We start from the raw sequence: 15,510 nt of genomic DNA, 5'->3' as shown, positions 1-15,510 counted from the left end.
CAGGTCAACATCCGTTGGCACCGCATGAGGGGGGAAGCGGAGGGACAGCCAGCGGCATCTCAGTAACCCAACAGGGCGTGCGCCTGCTGCTGAAACTGGCAGCTACCGGACGGCGTGACCGTCCACCGCGATAGTTGCCGCCCTTGGCTGTCACTCAGCTGCTTGACCGGCCAGACACCCTGGACGCTGTTGCCCACCCACAGCGACGCTCCCGCCTGTAGTTGATCGACGTCCAGCGGCGCCTCGCTGACCGCTCCGGCCGCGATCAAGGCCTGGCGCAGCGTGCCCGCCACGCCGCAACGATCGAGTGGCGGCGTCACCACAGGAGCCTCTTCAGACGCTCGCAAGAACACGTTCATGGCGGTCGCTTCCACTACCGCGCCATGCTCATCCAGCATCAGACCCTCGGCGATCTCGGTGTCGTGCCATTCATTGCGTGCCAGGACATTCTCCAGACGAGCCAAGTGCTTGATGCCCGCCAGCGCCGGCTGTGCGGCCAGCCGCAGCCGGCAGAGGCGCACCTGCACGCCCTCGTGCCAACGCCGGGCGTCCGGCGTAAATGAAGACCAGGTCGACACCAGGCGCGGACTCACCGACGGGGGAGGCGCATAGCCTCGGCCACCGCTACCGCGGGTATACACCAGCTTGAGCACCCCCAACCCCGGGCCGCAACATGCCAGGCTGTCGATCAGCTCGGCCGACCGCGGAGGCGGCAGACTCAGCGCTCGACACCCTCGCAGCAACCGATCCACGTGCTCGGCCCACAGAAGCGGCCGGCCATCACGCACCAGAATCGTCTCGAACAGGCCGTCACCATAAGCAAGCCCCCGATCGCTCAGGGGCAGCACGGGCTCTTCCATTACACCTTCTTGAACACCAGGGTGCCGTTGGTGCCGCCGAACCCAAAGGAGTTGGACAGCGTGACATCTACCTTGGCATCGCGGGCGGTGTGCGGAACGTAATCCAGCACGCAGCCTTCCTGGGGGTTGTCCAGGTTGATGGTCGGCGGCAGCGCCTGATCACGGATCGCCAGGATACTGAAGACGGCCTCAACGGCACCGGCGGCCCCCAGCAGATGACCGATCATCGACTTGGTGGAACTGACGGCCACCTGATTGGCCGCCGCACCCATGACCTTCTCGACCGCGCGACTCTCGGCAAGGTCACCGGCAGGCGTCGAGGTACCGTGAGCGTTCACGTAGTTGATCTCGGAGGCATCGATACCGGCATCCTTGATGGCATTGGCCATGGAGGCCGCTGCACCACGACCATCTTCCGGTGGCAACGTCATATGGTAGGCGTCATCACTCATGCCGAAACCGATCAGCTCCGCGTAGATGGTGGCGCCACGGGCCTTGGCATGCTCGTACTCTTCCAGGACCACCACGCCAGCGCCGTCGGAGAGCACAAAGCCATCGCGATCCTTGTCCCAGGGGCGGCTTGCCGACTGGGGATCGTCGTTGCGCGTCGACAGCGCACGAGCGGCCGAGAAACCACCAAGACCCAGAGGCGTGGTCGCCATCTCGGCGCCACCACAGACCATCACATCGGCATCGCCGTAGGCAATCGTGCGGGCACTGTAGCCGATGTTGTGAGTGCCGGTGGTGCAGGCCGTGGTGATGGCAATATTGGGACCGCGGAAGCCGTGCTGAATCGCCAGGTTGCCGGAGATCATGTTGATGATGGACCCCGGCACGAAGAACGGCGAGATACGCCGGGCGCCACTCTTGTTCAGCGCGTTGTGATTGTGCTCGATCATCGGCAAGCCGCCAATGCCCGAGCCGATGGCTACACCGATGCGGTCGGCATTTTCGTCGGTGCACTCGATGCCCGCATCCTCAATCGCCTGAGCGCCTGCCGCAATCCCGTACTGGATGAACAGGTCCATCTTCCTGGCATCCTTAGGATTGAGATAGGGGCTGATGTCGAAGTTCTTCACCGAGCCGCCAAAGCGGGTATTGAAGCCGCTGACATCGAAGTGCTCGATGGGCGCGATACCGCTCTTGCCGGACAGAATGCTGTCCCAGCTTTCCTTGACGGTGTTGCCCACCGGCGTGACCAGACCAAGGCCTGTCACCACTACCCTTCTGCAAGCCATCAGCTTTCCTCCAGACTTCCTTGAAATTGCGGCCCTGCCCTCAGGGGACCGTCGGTTGCGCGCATTATACCCGAGACAGATGCCACTGTGCTCCCCCCGGCAACCTGGTTCGAGGCTACCTGGCCGACCACGCAAAAGCCGCCCTGGAATAACCAGAGCGGCTCATGGGGGAGTAGACTCCCCGGCCTTTCAGCAAGCGGACATGTCCACCACCGCAAGACCGACTCGACGTATCGAGACGGGCTTACTGGTTGGCGTTGACGTAGTCGATCGCTTCCTGAACGGTGGTAATTTTCTCGGCTTCTTCGTCAGGAATTTCGGTGTCGAATTCCTCTTCCAGCGCCATCACCAGCTCAACGGTGTCCAGGGAATCAGCGCCCAGGTCCTCGGTGAAGGAAGATGAGTTCTGAATATCTTCTTCCTTGACGTTCAGGCGCTCTGCTACAACTTTCTTCACGCGCTCTTCGATGGTGCTCATTTAGACATACTCCAGTCGTTCACGTTAGCCGTTCTGATGACCAGCTGGTTAATTCCGCAACTAAACTGCGGGGTAGTTTATAGACCCCTTGGGGTCGACGCAACACACGCAGAGCGTGCATTTAACGCATGTTCATGCCGCCATTGACGTGCAGGGTTTCACCAGTGATATAGCCTGCGCCCTCACTGGTCAAGAAGCCTACCGCAGCAGCGATCTCTTCGGGTTTGCCCAGACGAGCCAATGGCACCTGCCCCTTGAGCTTGTCCTGCTGCTCGTCAGACAGTGCATCGGTCATGTCAGTGGCAATGAAGCCCGGCGCCACGGCGTTGACCGTGATATCCCGAGATGCCACCTCACGCGCCAGGGCGCGAGTAAACCCTTCCATGCCAGCCTTCGCGGCAGCATAGTTGCTTTGACCGGCGTTGCCCATGGTGGCCACCACGGAGCTGATCGACACGATACGCCCCCAGCGAGCCTTGCTCATGCCGCGCAGGCAGGCCTTGCTGAGACGATAGACGGACTTCAGGTTGGCATCCAGCACGCCGTCCCATTCATCCTCTTTCATGCGCATCAGCAGGTTGTCACGGGTGATGCCAGCATTGTTGATCAGGATCGTCGGCGCACCGAATTCGTCATTGATGGACTTCATCAGAGCTTCGATGCTGGCCATGTCGGTCACGTCCAGGCGGCGGCCCGCCCCCTGAATGCCCTGCTCCTTGAGGTCCGCGTCGATGCGGTCTGCACCAGCATCAGACGTGGCGGTGCCAATCACAATGCGACCCTGCCGACCCAGCTCGTGGGCAATGGCTCGGCCAATCCCGCGACTGGCTCCGGTGATCAGGGCGACTCTAGGCTCGGTTGTCATGGTCACTTCCATTGCTTGGTCATTGCTGCCCGGCTTCTTGCCGGGCCAAAAGGCGACGCGTCATGGCGTCAGCCACCGTCAAACCGCGGGCACCTCACGCGCCAGCTCAAGCGCCGCGGCAAGGCTGTCGGGGTCATTCACCGCCAGCCCGCGCGTACCGCGAGAAATGCGCTTGTTCAGCCCTGTCAGCACCTTGCCAGGCCCGCACTCGATAAAGACATCAGCGCCATCCGCCACCATCTTCTCGACACAGGAGACCCAGCGCACCGGCTGATACAGCTGCTCGACCAGCCGCGTGCGCAGCGTCGCCACGTCCGCGTGAGCCTGCGCATCCACGTTCTGGATCACGGTATAGCGGGGCGCCTTCAACTCGACCTCGGCCAAGGCCTGCTCGAGCTTTTCGGCCGCAGGGCGCATCAAGTCACAGTGAGACGGCACGGACACCGGCAGCGGCATAGCGCGCTTTGCCCCAGCCTCCTGACACGCCGCAATGGCACGCTCTACGGCCGCCTTGCTGCCCGCAATCACCACCTGACCGGGTGCATTGTAGTTGACCGCCGAGACCACGTCGCCTTCAGCGGCGGACGCACAGGCCTGCTCTACCGCAGCGTCGTCCAGCCCAAGAATGGCCGCCATGGCGCCCTGCCCCGCAGGCACCGCCTGCTGCATGGCCTCGCCGCGCAGACGCACGAGACGAATACCTTCTGCAAACGGCAGCGCTCCCGCGCACACCATGGCGCTGTACTCGCCGAGACTGTGGCCAGCCATGGCACCGGGGCGAGGCCCTTCAAGCTCCTGCCAGACACGCCAGATGGCCACGCTGGATGCCAGCAGCGCTGGCTGCGTGCATGCCGTTGCATTCAGCGACTCTTCCGGCCCCTCCTGGACCACCTGCCAAAGGTCATAGCCCAGTGCCTCGGAGGCTTCCTCGAAGGTGGTTCTCACCACGCTGTAGCGTTCGGCGAGATCGCGCAGCATGCCGATCTGTTGCGACCCCTGCCCAGGGAAGATGAGGGCAAGCGGTTGTGTCATCTTGATCACCTATGCTCTTGTTGGCTGCCGCCCGGCACCACGCCCACCCTCAGCGGGTGCGCGTCCGTGCCAAACGACGATGGTCGAGCTCGGCGTGCAGCCGGCTCGGCAAGTCACGGCGCACCTCCTGGGACGCGCGTCTCAGGGCGTAGTGAAAGCCCTGGGCGTCACAGCTGCCATGACTCTTGATCACGATCCCGGCCAGCCCAAGCAGACTGGCGCCATTGTAGCGAACGGGATCCAGTTCGCTCTTCAATCGTTTAAGGGCTGGGCGCGCCAGCAGTCCCACCAGGCGACTACCCCAGTGCGCCTCGAAGGTGGCTTGAACGCGCCTTACCAGCATCTTGGCCAGCCCTTCGCTGGCCTTGAGCAGCACATTGCCGACAAAGCCATCGCAGACCACGACGTCTGCCTCGCCGGCAAACACGCCATCGCCCTCTATAAACCCCAGATAGTTGAGCCCAGGCAGCTGTCGCAGCATGGCATCAGCGTCCTGGACCACGGCAGAACCCTTCGTGGATTCAACGCCGACATTCAACAGCGCGATCCTCGGGGCGACCAGGCCATCAACGTGGCGGGCCATAATATCGCCCATCAGGGCAAAGTCCACCAATCGCTCTGCCGAAACATCGACATTGGCACCCAGGTCAAGCAAATAACAGCGCCCATCATCCCGCGTCGGGATGGCGGTGCTGATGGCAGGCCTCGGGACGCCGGGCACCATTCCCAGCGCTCGGCGCGACAGCGCCATCAGAGCGCCGGTGTTGCCCGGACTCACCCCAACCGCTGCATCACCTGCTGCAACACTCTCCAGCATACGCGCCATGCTCGAACGGCCACCGCTTCGCAGCGCCTGGGAGGCGCGCATGTCGGCGGCGATGACGTCTGGGGCATCACAGAGGTGCAAATGCGACGCCGCCGCGACCAGAGGCCGCGGCAGGCGTGAGATCTCATCTTCCAACAGGGCCCTGGGGCCAAACAGCTGGATATCGATCTGGGGGTCTTCGATGACAGCGCTGGCCGCGCCTGCCACGGTGGCGCGAGGACCTTTGTCCCCACCCATGGCATCAACGGCGATCCGCATTACGGCGGCCAGCGAGTATCAGCCGTTGTCGACTTATACGTCGACAACCTTGCGACCACGGTAGAAGCCGTCCGGAGACACGTGGTGACGCAGGTGAGTAGTACCAGTTTCCTTGTCCTGGGACAGAGTCGGCGCGCTCAGGGCGTCGTGGCTACGACGCATGCCGCGCTTGGAACGAGTCTTACGGTTCTGTTGAACTGCCATGGGAAATCACTCCACAAAATATCGATCAGGTATCGGTGTTGCCCTTGAGGCGCTTGAGCACGTCAAAGGGGCTGCCAGAGGGCGCTTCCGAAACTTCGGCCTCTGCCCCGCTGCTCAGCTGGTCGCGCGAGACAGGACACTCTGACTCGTCGTGGTAGACCACCTGGGGCAGACTGAGGATCAGTTCATCCTCGATCACACCCAGGAGATCCAGCTGTTCATTTTCCACCAGCACCGGCTCATGGGTGCTAGGCAGGTCCGCGGCCAGGTCGTCACTGCTGACGAGCCCGAGCAGGAAGTCGCTTGCGACATGTTGAGCCATGGGCTCGAGGCAGCGGCGACAGGGCAGCTGCAATTCGGCCTCCAGGCGCCCCCGGATCACCCGACGCCCTTGGGCGTCGATGGCGAATTCCAGCCACGCGCTGGCATCGCCCTGCTGAGCGCCGACTTCGTCGGTCAAGCGACTCATTTCGGCCAGTGCCACCAGGCCTTCAAGGTGTTCGGCTTGGGCTGCGAGCTTATAGGGCTCGACCCGGCCGGGCAATCGTGAGGTCAACATAGGCGCGCAATGATAGGCACTCGTCTGCCCCCTGTCAAAGCCCAGTACTCAATAGGTTACCATGTTTCATCTTTCATCCGCGGCACGCCCGGCGTTAACGCCGCCGCGCCTCGGCCTTACCCCACACTGTCGACAAGGAAAACGGCATGACACCTCTGGTCCTGGCTTCCAGCTCACCCTGGCGCCGCGAACTGCTCGAGCGCCTGGGCTTGCCCTTCTCCTGGGCCAGCCCCGATATTGACGAGAGCCCGCGCCCACAGGAATCTCCCACGACCCTGGTCCAGCGACTATCCTCCGCCAAGGCCATGGCCCTGGCGGACATCTATTCGTCGCACCTGATCATCGGTTCCGACCAGGTCGCCGTGTTTGGCGACAAGATCCTGGGCAAACCCCATACGGCAGAGCGTGCGCGCGCTCAGCTGGCTCAGTTCTCCGGCGAGCGCGTGCGCTTCGTCACCGGCCTCGCCCTGCTCGACACCGCCCGCCAACGACACTGGGTAGGACACCAGCACTTCGACGTTGTCTTCAGGCAGCTCAGCGCCGCCGAGATTGACGCCTACGTCGAGCGCGAGCAACCCCTGCAGTGCGCCGGCAGCTTCCGCATGGAGGGCCTCGGCATCACCCTGTTCGAACGACTCGAGGGAGACGACCCCAATAGCTTGATTGGGCTACCTCTGATCCTGCTCTGCCGATGGCTGCGAGAGGCAGGCGCGGATCCGTTGCTGGCGACGCCCTGACCCGCCCCCTTGAGGCAAAGGCAGCGGATCATGCTCTGTGGTCAGCGTTACACGCCAGGCAACGACTCCCGGCAACTCATAGCGCTCGCGGCTCAAGGCAGCTGACAGCACAGTGGCTCAAGGTAATTGGTAGCGCAGCGGCGACGCTGCCTGGGGCAACCCCATCCAATGCGCCAGCGACACGCCAAAGCGGCGAGCCAGACGGTCCAGCGGGTCCTGGGAGGGGGTATAGTCCTCGATGACTGGCTCGTCCAGCCAGTGACGAGCCTCATCATCGAGAGTGCCGAGGCGGTCCACCAAGCCCAGCTCCAGGGCCTGCTCCCCGGTCCAGATCAACCCGCTGAAGACCTTCGGGTCTTCGGCAAGGCGTTCGCCACGACCGGCCTTGACCGCGTCAATAAACTGCTGATGGGTCGTATCAAGCACGTTCTGCCAGAACACCTGCTGATCAGGGCGCATTTCGGAGAAGGGGTCGAGAAATGCCTTGTTGTCACCCGCGGTAAACACTCTACGCTCGACACCGAGGTCGTCGATCACTTGATCAAGCCCGAATCCGGCATAGATCACACCGATGGATCCCACCAGGCTGGACGGGGCCGCCACAATTTCATCCGCAGCCGCCGCCATATAATAGGCACCGCTTGCGCCGAGGTCCTCGATCACGGCAATGATCGGCTTGTCCCCCTGTTCACGCAGCGCCGTAATCGCCCGATACACCCGCTGTGACTGTACAGGACTGCCGCCCGGACTATTGATGTGAAGCACGATGGCGCGAGCATCCGGCGCCTCCCACGCGGCCTCGAGACCCTCAATCAGGCGTTCGGCGTTCGCCGGTGACTCGCTGTCGATGACGCCCTCGACACTGACCAGCGCCAGGTGCTCCCCCTGCACGGCATCCTCGTCGGGTGTCATCGTCAACGCATACCACACCGATGCAATGACGCCCGCCACCAGCAGCAGCCAGGCAAAGCGAAAGAGCAGCTTCCACCGCCGCCCACGCCGCTGCTCGACCAGCACGCCCTGTATCCAGCGATCCATGCTCTCGATCTGCGCCAGCCTCTGACGCTCTCGCAGGACCTCAGCATTGTCATCCCCCCCGCGCTCTGGCGCAGCAGGCTGCACTGACTCCTCCCCCTCGGTCCAGGGATCATCCTTGGGCGTGTTTGCCATATCTCACTCCTCGACACTCTGGATAGCCAGACAGCGGCACAAGCTGTCCACTCGTCATCACCGCCACCTGGCGCTCTATTGCACCCACGACGTCAGCTAGCCGTCCGATGATCCATCCCACTATCCGCGCAAGTGCTCAAGCACCTGACCAAAGTCATCAGCGATCAGCACCGGCTGCGTGCGCTCAAGCCTTGCCACGTCATGCACACCGTAGCTGACCGCCATACGCGGCATGCCGATGGCCCGAGCCATTTCCATGTCATATTCGGTGTCGCCGATCATGATCGCTCGCTCGGGCGGCACGCCGCACTCGGCGAGCAACTCCTCCAGCATCTGCGGATGCGGCTTCGAGCGAGTTTCATCGGCGGTCCGGCTTCCCACAAAGAAACGCCCGGTGTCGCTTTGCCGGAAGATGCGATCCAAGCCCTTGCGGCTCTTGCCGGTGGCCACGGCCAAGGCGCCTTGCCGAGAGAGCTCAGCAAGCCCTGCCTCTACCCCCGGATAGAAGGTGACCGGCGTCGAATCTCCCTCGACGAAGTGCCAGGAGTATCGCGCTTTCAGCCTTTCTGCGTGGTCGGGAGAGATGCCGGGGCATAGCGTCGCGATCGCCTCAGGCAGCCCCAGACCGATAATGTTGCGCACCTCGGCAGCACCCAACTCGCCCCACTCGACCTCTCGGGCCGCCGCCTGCATACAGGAAACGATGCGGGCGATGGAGTCCATCAGGGTGCCATCCCAATCAAATATGGTCAGATCGTAGCGCAAGACATGGCTCCTCGGCGGGCACCGCAGGGGAGCCCTCACTGCATGGGTCGTGTCCTGCCACCGCTCAGCGGGGTTCGCCCGCCAGTCGAGTGACCACCAGGGCCTGACCTTCCAGGGTGAGATGTACAGGACAACGGTCGGCGATGGCCAGCAGCGCATCACGCTCATCCTGGGTCAAGGCACCGGCAAGGTGGAGAACACGTTCGAAGCGGTCGATTTTGCCACCGCTCGCCTCGCATTCGCTACAGTCCACGGCATGAATCTTGTCGTGACTGACATCCACCGTCACATCATCGAGGGCCAGCTTCTTGCGCCTGGCATAGCTACGCACCGTCATCGACGTGCAGGCGCCCAGGGCGGCCGCGAGCAGCTGATACGGCGTAAATCCCAGATTGGTTCCGCCATAGGATAGCGGCTCGTCCGCCAGCAGATGATGCGCCCCCGCCAGCACATCCTGGCGAAACCCGCCGGGGTCCGCCTCGGACACCCGGGTCGTCCCTTCGGGCACCCCCGGTAGCGGCTTGGGCGCCACCAGCCCCAGATAGCGGGACGCCCAACTGGCCACCACTTCGGCGGCGTACTCGGCGTCGGCGGCCCGGGTCAGCAGGTGGTCGGCATCATCCAGGGAGATAAAGCTGCGGGGATGGCGAGCGGCGCCGAATATCGCAGCGGCATTCTCGATCTCGACGGTCTCATCCCCCGGCGCATGCAACACCAGCAAGGGGCGCCCTAGCGCCTCGATACGCTGACGCTGGCGCTGCTCACGCAGGTCGTCGACAAAGGTCTTGCGGATGGTGAAGGGGCGACCCGCCAGCTCCAGCTTGACTTCGCCTTGTCGCTCAATGAGCTCCAGACTTGCGCCAAAGTTATGCAGCACATGGGCCGGATCGAACGGAGCACCGATGGTCGCAACCGCCTTCACCGCCGGCAGCTGACCCGCCGCCGCCAGCACTGCGGCTCCGCCTAGGGAGTGCCCGACCAGCAGTCCTGGCGCCAAGCCCATTCCCTCCAGATAAGCAGCGGCCGCCAACAGGTCGTCGACATTCGATGAAAAGTGGGTGTTGGCGAACTCACCCTCGGAGTGTCCCAGCCCAGTAAAGTCAAAGCGCAGCACCGCTACGCCGCGCAATACCAGTCCGGCGGCGATACGCTTGGCGGCAAGAATATCCTTGGTGCAGGTGAAACAGTGCGCAAAGATCGCCACGGCTTGGGGCTCGCTGCCCTCAGGGCGATCCAGGCGCGCCGCCAGCCGCTGTCCATCCTGACCGGCAAAGGTCACCTTCTCGCTCAACACACGCATCACCATCTCTCCTCTGGGACTGTCCTGAGTCGTCGCCGCAAGGCGCTGACTCCTTACCCGAAGAGTTGGTCATGGCAGCAGCCACCGCCACAAAAAGGTGTGCAGGCGAGATACCCCTGAAGGACATGCCAGCAGGCCGCCTGAGACCTCCTCCAGCTGGCTTATTGACGCCTTCTCGCGCGCTCGAGCACCGCCTCGAGACCGTCATCCAGCGGCGCCCGAATCTGCACCGGACGCTGACTGGTCGGCTCAGGAAAGGTCAGTGACGCCGCGTGCAAGAACAGCCGTTCAAGACCCAGTTCGCGACTCAGGCGAGCACCCTCACGACTGCCGTACTTGTCATCACCAAGCAATGGATGGCCGCCATGGGTCGCATGCACGCGAATCTGATGGGTACGACCGGTAATCGGCTCCGCCTCGACCAGGGTGGCACCGGCAAAGGTTTCGCGCACGGCGAAACGAGTACGCGCCACCTTGCCCGCCGCATCGACTCTCACCCGTCGCTCGCCATTGCCGGCGTCGTAGCGATCCAGGCGTGCACTCACGAAGTCACGTCGGGCGGGCCAGCGCCCGGCCACCAGCGCCAGGTACTGCTTGTTCATCTTGTGTTGCTTCAAGGACTGGTTGAGTGACAGTAGTGCAGGACGCGACTTGGCCAACAGCAGGCAGCCGGAGGTGTCACGGTCCAGTCGGTGCACCAGCTCAAGAAAATCCAGATCTTCCCGCACCTGGCGGAGCGCCTCGATCAAGCCGATCTTGACGCCACTGCCTCCATGCACGGCAAGCCCTGAGGGCTTGTTCAGCACCATCCAGTCCGGCCCTTCCAACAGCACACTGCCGGCCAGCAGGTTGCGCAGGTTGTCACTGACCTCGCGCACGGCCTCCTGTGGCGCCAGCTTGAGCGGCGGGATACGCACCAGATCCCCCAGCGCCAGACGCGTGTCCGCCTTCACCCGCTTCTTGTTGACCCGCACCTCGCCCTTGCGCACGATCCGGTACACCAGCGAGCGCGGCGCGCCCTTGAGCCGACTCATCAAAAAGTTATCGACGCGCTGGCCGACCTGGCCCTCGGTCACTTCCACCCACTGTACGTCACGCCCTTCGGCCACGCTGTCACTCCACTGGAAACCCGCATTAAAACGCCATTCTAGCGCAGCTTGTCGCCAATTGCTGACCCTTGGCATTACTGTTATATTGCCCTCTCGCTCCCCGGGTCCGATTGATCCCAGCAAGCGCCTGCACGACAGACACGCAGGCCTGAGCGAAATGTGACTGACACAGCGTTTACCGCAGAGGCCGCGACGATCCCTGAGAGATCCCGCCGCCGATGTAAAGGTGACAACATCACGCCCGACGCAACGGACATGCCTCCACCCTGAGTGGTCGCCCTCCACTGTCGTCGGGAGACGTACAACACCGTGCCGGAGGCCGGCAACGGTGAATCGATTGAATGCCAGGTGTTGGCGGTGACGGCAGGACCGGATGGGCAAGGCCCCACCGAGACACGTTCTCCCTCCGCCCCGTACTCAACATGATCATGCCACGGCGATCGCAGCTGGATGTCGTGGCCGGGCGCAGCTTCCGCGACATGCGCTGAGCACAAGCACGCTGCACCAGCGGTTCACCATTGCCGTTGCCAATGGGCGCCCTCCGGCGCGCCCATTTTGCGAGACAACATGAAACGGATGCTCATCAACGCGACCCAGCCTGAAGAGCTGCGCGTCGCCCTGGTGGATGGACAACGCCTGTACGACCTGGACATCGAATCCGGTGCCCGGGAACAGAAAAAAGCCAACATCTATCGCGGCAAGATCACCCGCGTGGAACCCTCCCTCGAAGCGGCGTTCGTCGACTTTGGTGCCGAGCGACACGGTTTCCTACCGCTCAAGGAAATCGCTCGCGAGTACTTCATCAAGGAGCCCTCAGGACGTCCCAGCATCAAGGAAGTCCTCAAGGAAGGCCAGGAAGTCATCGTTCAGGTCGACAAGGAAGAACGTGGCAACAAGGGTGCTGCACTGACCACCTTTGTCAGCCTGGCTGGCCGCTTCCTGGTCCTCATGCCCAACAATGCCCGCGCCGGCGGTATCTCGCGTCGCATCGAAGGCGAGGAACGTGCCCAGCTCAAGGAAGCCATGGGCCAGCTGACCGTGCCTGACAAGATGGGCCTGATCGTCCGTACCGCAGGTATCGGTCGCTCCCCGGAAGAACTCCAGTGGGATCTGGACTATCTGGTTCAGGTGTGGGAGTCCATCACCGAAGAGGCCGGCAAGCGTTCTGCGCCTTTCCTGATCTACCGCGAATCCAACGTCATCATTCGTGCCATGCGCGACTACCTGCGCCAGGACATCGGCGAGGTCTTGATCGACAGCCCCGAGGTTCACCAGGAAGCGCTCTCCTTCATTCGCCAGGTGATGCCCTCCTATCAGCAGAAGATCAAGCTGTACGCCGATGAGGTACCGCTGTTCTCCCGCTTCCAGATCGAGTCACAGATCGAGACGGCCTACGAGCGGGAGGTCAAGTTGCCCTCCGGTGGGTCCATCGTCATCGATCACACCGAGGCGCTGGTGTCCATCGACATCAACTCGGCGCGGGCCACCCGCGGCAGCGATATTGAAGAGACCGCACTGCAGACCAACCTCGAGGCTGCCGACGAAATCGCACGACAGCTGCGTCTGCGGGACATCGGCGGCCTTGTGGTCATCGACTTCATCGACATGGGGCCCGCACGCAATCAGCGTGAGGTCGAGAATCGCGCGCGTGATGCCCTCAAGCTTGATCGCGCCCGGGTCCAGATCGGACGCATCTCACGCTTTGGCTTGATGGAGATGTCACGCCAGCGCCTGCGCCCTTCTCTGGGCGAGACCAGCGGCGTGGTCTGTCCCCGCTGCGATGGTCAGGGCACTATCCGCGATGTCCGCTCTCTGTCGCTGTCGGTGATGCGCCTGATCGAAGAAGAGGCGATGAAGGAGCGCAGCGCGCAGATTCGCGCCATTCTGCCGGTGCCGGTAGCCACCTACCTGCTCAACGAGAAGCGCGCCGTACTGGCCGAAATCGAGCGTCGTCAAGGCGTGCGCGTGGTCGTGCTGCCCAGCCCGGACATGGATACGCCGCACTACGACGTGCAGCGCCTGCGCGATGATCACGTCGATGAAGAAGGCACCGCCCACGCCTCCAGCTTCGAGCTGTCCACCGACACCGAGGTCGGCAAGGAACCCGACGCTGCGTTCGGCAAGCCGGTGCAGCGCGCCGAGGCAGCGGTGAAGAGCGTCGTGCATAACGCTCCCGCCCCCGCTTCTCTCAACGAGGAAGAAGTGGCCAAGGAAGCGCGCCCGGCAGCGCCTCAGCGCGCCAGCCGCCAGACCCCTGCGCGGCAGCAGCGCCAGCCGGCAGCCAATACCAGTCAGGCGGGCGTGCACAATGCGGGACTGTTTGGGCGCCTGGTGAAAGGCTTCGCTCGCTTCCTCGGCGGCGAAGAAGACACCAGCGACAGCGCTCGCTCCGACACGCGCAAGACGAACGCCAACGCCTCCGAACGGCAGCAGCGCTCTGACGGCGGCCAGCGTAGCGACAGCGGACGTCAGCGCAATCGTCGCAGCAACGGTCAGACCAACCAGCGCCAGCAGAGCAACAGCCAACGCGCCGGGCGCAGCGATAACCAGGACCGTCGCAGTGACAACAGCGGCCAGGAACGTCGCAGTGACAGCAGTGGTCAGGACCGCCGCCAGCAGGATCGTCGTCAGCCCAAGGCCGACACCCGTAACGACAAGAGCGATGGCAACGACAACCGTCAGCGCTCACGTCGCGACGACGGACGTCAGCAGGCGTCACGCCAGCAAGAGCCGCGTCAGCAGGAGTCTCGCAAGGGCGACGACAGTAAGGCATCCAGTGCCAAGCCCAGCACGGCCAAGAACAGCCAGAGCGCCGCTCAGGCTGACGGCCCGGCTGCCAGCGACGCACCCAAGGACACCAAGCCCAAGCGCACCCGCAACAATCCGCGTAATCGCAGCCGCAAGCAGGCGATCAATCCCGATGCCGTAAAGGAGCAACAGCGCCTGCAGGCAGAGGCTGCCGCTAGCGACGACCATGGTCAGTCAGCCGAAGCGGGCACCACTGACGCTCCCAAGGCCCCAGCCACTAAGGCCGACCAGAACGTCAACGCCCCGGCGGGGACTGAGTCCAAGGCTGCTGACGCCAAGACGGCAGACGCCAAGCCCACCGACGCCAAGGCAGCGGATCCCAAGCAGCAAGCTGACAGCAAGACCGCTGAAGCCAAGCCTGCTGAAGCCAAGCCGACCGAAGCTAAGCCAGCTGATGCCAAGGCGGAAGCTGACAGTAAGGCGACTGAGACCAAGGCGGCAGAAGCCAAGCCTACGCAAGCCAAGCCAGCTGATACCAAGGCGGAAGCTGACAGCAAGGCGGCTGAAACCAAGGCTGCTGAGTCCAAGTCTGCCGAGACCAAGCCAGCGGAAGTGAAGCCGACGGAAGCCAAGGCGGCGACTGACAGCAAGGCTGTTGAGTCCAAGCCTGCCGAGACCAAGGCTGTCGAGGCCCAGCCTGCCGAGTCCAAAACGGCTGAAGCGAAGCCGACGGAAGCCAAGGTGGCGACTGACAGCAAGGCTGTTGAGTCCAAGCCCGCCGAGACCAAGTCGGCTGAGTCAAAGTCTGCCGAGACCAAGTCGGCTGAGTCCAAGACGGCTGAAGCGAAGCCGACGGAAGCCAAGGCGGCGACTGACAGCAAGGCTGTTGAGTCCAAGCCTGCCGAGTCCAAGGCTGTCGAGGCCCAGCCTGCTGAGTCCAAAGCGGCTGAAACGAAGCCGACGGAAGGCAAGTCGGAAGCTGACAGCAAGGCTGTTGCGTCAAAGCCTGCTGAGTCCAAGCCGACCGAAGCAAAGCCGAGCGAGCCCAAGCCGAGCGAGACCAAGCCGAGCGAGACCAAAACGGCTGAAGCGAAGGCGGCTGATGCTAAGCCGGCAGAGTCGAAGGCGGAAGCTGAGAGCAAGGCTGCTGAGGCCCCGACAGCTGAAGCCAAGGCAGAAGACGATAGCGACAGCAAGAGCAGCGCGACGGACAAGCCTGCTCGTCGCCGCCGTCGCCGTGCCCACAACGACCCGCGCGAACAGCGAAAGCGTGAGTCAGGCTCGGTAGCTGCCAGCCAGGACAAGACGGGCGATAGTCACAACGTCTAGTCTCGGCCAACCAAAAACGCCCGCAGCCAAGG

Annotated in this window: 14 protein-coding genes; 2 read left to right on the top strand and 12 right to left on the bottom strand. The window is 63.3% G+C overall.

Annotated features, from left to right (window positions below):
- Window positions 1-59: 59 nt before the first annotated feature.
- The 8 genes from pabC to KUV45_RS10770 form a co-directional block, all read right to left on the bottom strand.
- Window positions 60-860 (bottom strand): aminodeoxychorismate lyase, encoded by an 801-nt coding sequence (gene pabC, locus KUV45_RS10805; protein ID WP_222163035.1) that lies wholly within the window; start codon window positions 858-860, stop codon window positions 60-62.
- Window positions 860-2,098 (bottom strand): beta-ketoacyl-ACP synthase II, encoded by a 1,239-nt coding sequence (gene fabF, locus KUV45_RS10800; protein WP_222163034.1) that lies wholly within the window; start codon window positions 2,096-2,098, stop codon window positions 860-862. Before fabF ends, pabC begins: the two co-directional genes overlap by 1 nt.
- Window positions 2,099-2,342: 244 nt before the next feature.
- Window positions 2,343-2,576, bottom strand: coding sequence for an acyl carrier protein (gene acpP / locus KUV45_RS10795; RefSeq protein ID WP_021820799.1), 234 nt, complete (start codon window positions 2,574-2,576; stop codon window positions 2,343-2,345).
- Between the two features lie 121 nt (window positions 2,577-2,697).
- Window positions 2,698-3,441 carry a 3-oxoacyl-ACP reductase FabG gene (gene fabG / locus KUV45_RS10790; RefSeq protein WP_206937425.1) on the bottom strand — a complete coding sequence of 248 codons (744 nt, stop codon included), beginning with the start codon at window positions 3,439-3,441 and terminating at the stop codon, window positions 2,698-2,700.
- Between the two features lie 78 nt (window positions 3,442-3,519).
- Entirely contained in the window at window positions 3,520-4,473 is a 954-nt protein-coding gene (gene fabD / locus KUV45_RS10785; RefSeq protein WP_222163033.1) for an ACP S-malonyltransferase, read from the bottom strand.
- 49 nt (window positions 4,474-4,522) lie between these two features.
- A complete protein-coding gene (gene plsX, locus KUV45_RS10780; RefSeq protein WP_222163032.1) occupies window positions 4,523-5,557 on the bottom strand; it encodes a phosphate acyltransferase PlsX in 1,035 nt (344 codons plus the stop codon).
- A 33-nt stretch (window positions 5,558-5,590) separates the two neighbouring features.
- Complete coding sequence (gene rpmF, locus KUV45_RS10775; RefSeq protein WP_010627954.1) at window positions 5,591-5,761, bottom strand: 50S ribosomal protein L32; 171 nt, start codon at window positions 5,759-5,761, stop codon at window positions 5,591-5,593.
- A gap of 25 nt (window positions 5,762-5,786) precedes the next feature.
- Window positions 5,787-6,320: a YceD family protein gene (locus tag KUV45_RS10770; protein WP_206937387.1), complete on the bottom strand. Its 534-nt coding sequence runs from the start codon at window positions 6,318-6,320 to the stop codon at window positions 5,787-5,789.
- Between the two features lie 146 nt (window positions 6,321-6,466).
- Here KUV45_RS10770 and KUV45_RS10765 point away from each other — a divergent pair, with 146 nt between their 5' ends.
- Entirely contained in the window at window positions 6,467-7,057 is a 591-nt protein-coding gene (locus KUV45_RS10765) for a nucleoside triphosphate pyrophosphatase (protein WP_222163031.1), read from the top strand.
- 117 nt (window positions 7,058-7,174) lie between these two features.
- Here the strand turns inward: KUV45_RS10765 and sppA are convergent, their stop codons facing one another.
- From sppA to KUV45_RS10745, 4 genes are all read right to left on the bottom strand, one after another.
- Window positions 7,175-8,227, bottom strand: a complete 1,053-nt coding sequence (sppA, locus tag KUV45_RS10760; RefSeq protein ID WP_222163030.1) for a signal peptide peptidase SppA — start codon at window positions 8,225-8,227, stop codon at window positions 7,175-7,177.
- Between the two features lie 120 nt (window positions 8,228-8,347).
- The gene (locus KUV45_RS10755; RefSeq protein WP_206937379.1) at window positions 8,348-8,992 is read right to left on the bottom strand and encodes an HAD-IA family hydrolase; all 645 of its coding nucleotides are present in this window, start codon (window positions 8,990-8,992) and stop codon (window positions 8,348-8,350) included.
- A gap of 64 nt (window positions 8,993-9,056) precedes the next feature.
- Window positions 9,057-10,292 carry a bifunctional alpha/beta hydrolase/OsmC family protein gene (locus tag KUV45_RS10750; protein WP_222163029.1) on the bottom strand — a complete coding sequence of 412 codons (1,236 nt, stop codon included), beginning with the start codon at window positions 10,290-10,292 and terminating at the stop codon, window positions 9,057-9,059.
- Window positions 10,293-10,453: 161 nt separating this feature from the next.
- Window positions 10,454-11,401, bottom strand: coding sequence for an RluA family pseudouridine synthase (locus tag KUV45_RS10745; RefSeq protein WP_222163028.1), 948 nt, complete (start codon window positions 11,399-11,401; stop codon window positions 10,454-10,456).
- A gap of 567 nt (window positions 11,402-11,968) precedes the next feature.
- Between KUV45_RS10745 and rne the strand changes: the two genes are divergently transcribed.
- Window positions 11,969-15,478 carry a ribonuclease E gene (rne, locus tag KUV45_RS10740; protein WP_222163027.1) on the top strand — a complete coding sequence of 1,170 codons (3,510 nt, stop codon included), beginning with the start codon at window positions 11,969-11,971 and terminating at the stop codon, window positions 15,476-15,478.
- Window positions 15,479-15,510 lie beyond the last annotated feature (32 nt).

The organism is Halomonas sp. DP3Y7-2 (genome assembly GCF_019800795.1).
In the GTDB taxonomy this organism is placed as follows: domain Bacteria; phylum Pseudomonadota; class Gammaproteobacteria; order Pseudomonadales; family Halomonadaceae; genus Halomonas; species Halomonas litopenaei_A.
Note: the sequence above shows the minus strand (reverse complement) of the source record. Positions and strands in the feature narration are given on the sequence as shown.

Excerpts from the sequence above, each read along its gene's own strand:
- pabC (WP_222163035.1), bottom strand. The coding sequence starts at position 860 with ATGGAAGAGCCCGTGCTGCCCCTGAGCGATCGGGGGCTTGCTTATGGT.
- fabF (WP_222163034.1), bottom strand. The coding sequence starts at position 2,098 with ATGGCTTGCAGAAGGGTAGTGGTGACAGGCCTTGGTCTGGTCACGCCG.
- acpP (WP_021820799.1), bottom strand. The coding sequence starts at position 2,576 with ATGAGCACCATCGAAGAGCGCGTGAAGAAAGTTGTAGCAGAGCGCCTG.
- fabG (WP_206937425.1), bottom strand. The coding sequence starts at position 3,441 with ATGACAACCGAGCCTAGAGTCGCCCTGATCACCGGAGCCAGTCGCGGG.
- fabD (WP_222163033.1), bottom strand. The coding sequence starts at position 4,473 with ATGACACAACCGCTTGCCCTCATCTTCCCTGGGCAGGGGTCGCAACAG.
- plsX (WP_222163032.1), bottom strand. The coding sequence starts at position 5,557 with ATGCGGATCGCCGTTGATGCCATGGGTGGGGACAAAGGTCCTCGCGCC.
- rpmF (WP_010627954.1), bottom strand. The coding sequence starts at position 5,761 with ATGGCAGTTCAACAGAACCGTAAGACTCGTTCCAAGCGCGGCATGCGT.
- KUV45_RS10770 (WP_206937387.1), bottom strand. The coding sequence starts at position 6,320 with ATGTTGACCTCACGATTGCCCGGCCGGGTCGAGCCCTATAAGCTCGCA.
- KUV45_RS10765 (WP_222163031.1), top strand. The coding sequence starts at position 6,467 with ATGACACCTCTGGTCCTGGCTTCCAGCTCACCCTGGCGCCGCGAACTG.
- sppA (WP_222163030.1), bottom strand. The coding sequence starts at position 8,227 with ATGGCAAACACGCCCAAGGATGATCCCTGGACCGAGGGGGAGGAGTCA.
- KUV45_RS10750 (WP_222163029.1), bottom strand. The coding sequence starts at position 10,292 with ATGCGTGTGTTGAGCGAGAAGGTGACCTTTGCCGGTCAGGATGGACAG.
- rne (WP_222163027.1), top strand. The coding sequence starts at position 11,969 with ATGAAACGGATGCTCATCAACGCGACCCAGCCTGAAGAGCTGCGCGTC.